This is a genomic window from Bartonella sp. AA83SXKL (assembly GCF_042196965.1).
Lineage (GTDB): Bacteria > Pseudomonadota > Alphaproteobacteria > Rhizobiales > Rhizobiaceae > Bartonella.
Window position 1 is genome coordinate 1 of sequence record NZ_JBHIRG010000060.1, and the last position, 3,193, is coordinate 3,193.

A 3,193-nucleotide genomic window follows, 5' to 3' on the forward strand; every position below is an offset into this window, starting at 1 on the left:
TTGTTATATTGGTACGATACATTGATTTCGTATTTTCACCCGTCCCTGATTGAAGATAAATATCAACCCAAAGATCTTGCAAAGGATCATAAACCATACCTTCTGGTGAACTATGCGGGCGGTGATTGAGACACCAAACTGAATTGGGTAAAATATCCCCTGCCCTATAACCAGACAAGGGGTGACCGGAAATCGTACCAACATCCGCACAGAGCGTATGAAACCCTCCTATCTTTCGCGAATTACTCACTGTGTAATCCCTTGGATACGTAGAGTTTTCTGATAAAACAAATTTATGAGACTGTCCTCCATCAGAAACCAAATAAACATAATAATCCTTCCCCGCCGAAAGAGAAGGAACGCTTATTCTTGTATCTACCGTATAACTTGCAACCAAAGTATCATTGCCTAATGCCAAAGTTATGCGTGTTCCTTTTTTCACGGTTAATTGCGCTTTGCCTGTCGCTACAAGAAACGGTGTGGAAATTGAAAGAACCGTTAAATTGGACTGTTTCAGTAAATTGTTTACCTCTTCCGCTAGCGCTTTTGCCTGTGAAGCTACTGTATGGGCTGTTGTTGCCGTTGCTAGGGAACTCTTGATACCTCCAAGCTCTTGTTTCGTCGTATCGGCTGTTTTTTTGGCTTCTTCTGCTGTCCTTTTCGCTCTATCGGCTACTTCTTTGGCTTTTTCGGCTTCGCTCTTGGCTTGATAAGCTTGTGAATCTGCCGACTCGGCTTTTTTCTTGGCTTCTTCTGAGTACATCCGCGCTAAACTTACGGGGGCTTTAAAATTCTCAACCACTTGGTTGATATCGATAACCCTACTCCTCGCAGACGAGGCTATTTTCTCTGCATTTTCTGCCTGATTGCGCGCTTGCGTCGCATCATGTCTTGCATAACCAGCAGACTCCTTGGCTTCCTTGGCTATTTTTTGTGCCTCTTCCGCTTCTTCTTCTAAAGACGCGGCTTTCTTACCCGCTGTTTCGGCTGCCCTCTGCGCCTCTCCTGCTATATATTTTGCATTACTCGCTATTTCCTTGGCTTTTTCTACTTCATTCTTGGCTTCATACGCTCGTGAATTGGCTGCTTCTGCTATTTTCTTGGCTTCCTCGCCTGCCGTTTCTGCTAAACTTGCTATAGTCTTAGCGTTATCTGCCACTTCCTTCGCGTTGTTAGCTGTACTACTAGCATTATAAGCTATATTTTTCGCAGATTCTGCCTCACTACGAGCTTGCCTCGCATCATTTTCGGCATAAACAGCTTTCTGTTTGGCTTCCTTCGCTGTTTTTTCTGTCTCTTCTAGCTTGTCTTCTAAAGATGATGCTAAAGACGCTGCCTTTTTACCCGCCGCTTCTGCCGCTTTCTGTGCTTGTTCTGCTGTATATTTTGCACTATTAGCTATTTCCTTGGCTTTTTCGGCTTCGCCCTTAGCTTGATAGGATTGTGAATCTGCTAATTCCGCTTTTTTCTTGGCTTCGTCTGCATATGTCCGTGCTAAACTTGCTATAGTCTTAGCGTTATCGGCTACTTCCTTCGCGTTGTTAGCTGTACTCCACCCTTGATGAGCTGTGTTGCCTGAATTTTCCGCTATCTTCTTGGCTTCATCTGCGTACGTACGCGCTAAACTTGCTATAGTCTTAGCGTCACCTGCTACTTCCTGAGCTTTATTGGCATTACTCCATCCTTCATGAGCTGTACTTTTTGCCTTTTCTACCTCACTGCGCGCTTGTGCCGCCTCATGGTTAGCATAACCAGCTGTCTGTTTGGCTTCTTTCGCTATCTTTTCAGCTTCACCCGCTACTGTCTCTACCTGTGATGCCTTCTTTTGTGCACCATCAGCTACCTTCTTTGCCTCGTCCGCTGTCGACTTCGCACTATTGGCTAATTGTTTTAGACCATCCAAAGCACCTTTCGTTTCTTCTGCTACCTTCTCTACTGCTTCCGCTTTACGCTTCGCCTCTTGTGCTATGCCCTTCACCGCTTCTGCATTCACCTGCCCTGCCGTCTCTCCTGAACGCGCCGCAGACTCTGCTACCGCTTTCGCTTCCAAAGCTATTCTAGAGGCTTCTGTTGTGCTCTGTTGGGCTTGCTCCGCTTTCGCTATTGCACTATCTGCTGCACTCTTGGCTTCTTCTGCTGTGCTCTTCGCTGCATTCGCAACTGTAACAGCGCTTTCTGATGCTACTTTGGCTTCCTTAGCTACGCTCTCTGCTGTCGCTACCGATTGTTTTACTTCCTCCACTAAACCTTTTGCCTCAACAGCTGTCGTTTTACTTTCATTGGCTAACGTTGCTGCCTGATCTGCTACTTTCTTCGCTTCAGCGGCTTTAGACAGTGCTTCTGAGGCATCTTGTTGCGCTGTTGATGTCTCTAACGTCTGTTTGGCTTCTTGCGCCATAGTCTTGGCTTCAGAAGCTGTGATTGTCGCATCATCCGCCTTCTTTTCCGCTCTTGCGGCTTTCTCTTCTGCCGTCTCTGCTGTGCTCTTAGCTTCACTCGACTTCGTTAACGCTTCTAAAGCTTTTTGCCCGATCTCATCACCAGCCTGTTTAGCTGTGGTAGCGGTCGATAATGCCGTTTCTGCAATACCTTTCACTTCTTCAGAAATATTCTTGACATCATTGACTAAGGTAAGCGCTGTAGATGCTTTATCCTTCGCTGCATTCGCTTCTGTAAGCGCATTGGTAGAGGCATTTTGGGCTTCTGTTGCAAGTTGTTTGGCTTCTTCTGAGAGTGTCTTAGATGACTCTGCTATCTGTTTGGATTCTCTTGACTCCGTTAATGCCTTCTCTACTGCCGTTTGTACTTGAGACGCTGTTTTTGTAAGTTCTCTAACAGAAGATGTCGCCCGTTCCGATAAACCTTTTGCTTCTTCGGCAATATCCTTCGCATCAGCGGCTGTCTGTTTGGCTCCATCTGCCTTCATACTTGCTTGTGTCGCTACTGTCTTAACTTCATGACACGTTGCTACCGCTGTTGCGGCTACTTGCGTCGTCTCTGTTGCTGTTTGGGAAGCATCTCTCGCTGTTTGTTCTGCACGTTCAGCAATGGATTTCGATTCATCGGCTAATCTCTTTGCTTCTGTCGAGACATGGACGGCGTTCTCACTTGCCTGCTTGACCTCTACAAAACTTTGCAATGCCGTAGCCAATGAACCTTTCGTACTACTTATTTCCCCTGTAGCTCTATCAAA

The 3,193-nt window shown here is 46.2% G+C and carries 1 protein-coding gene; it reads right to left on the reverse strand.

The window, feature by feature from the left end:
- Positions 1-3,193: hypothetical protein (locus ACFINO_RS09435; protein ID WP_375655547.1), on the reverse strand; the 3,193-nt coding region annotated here is incomplete at both ends.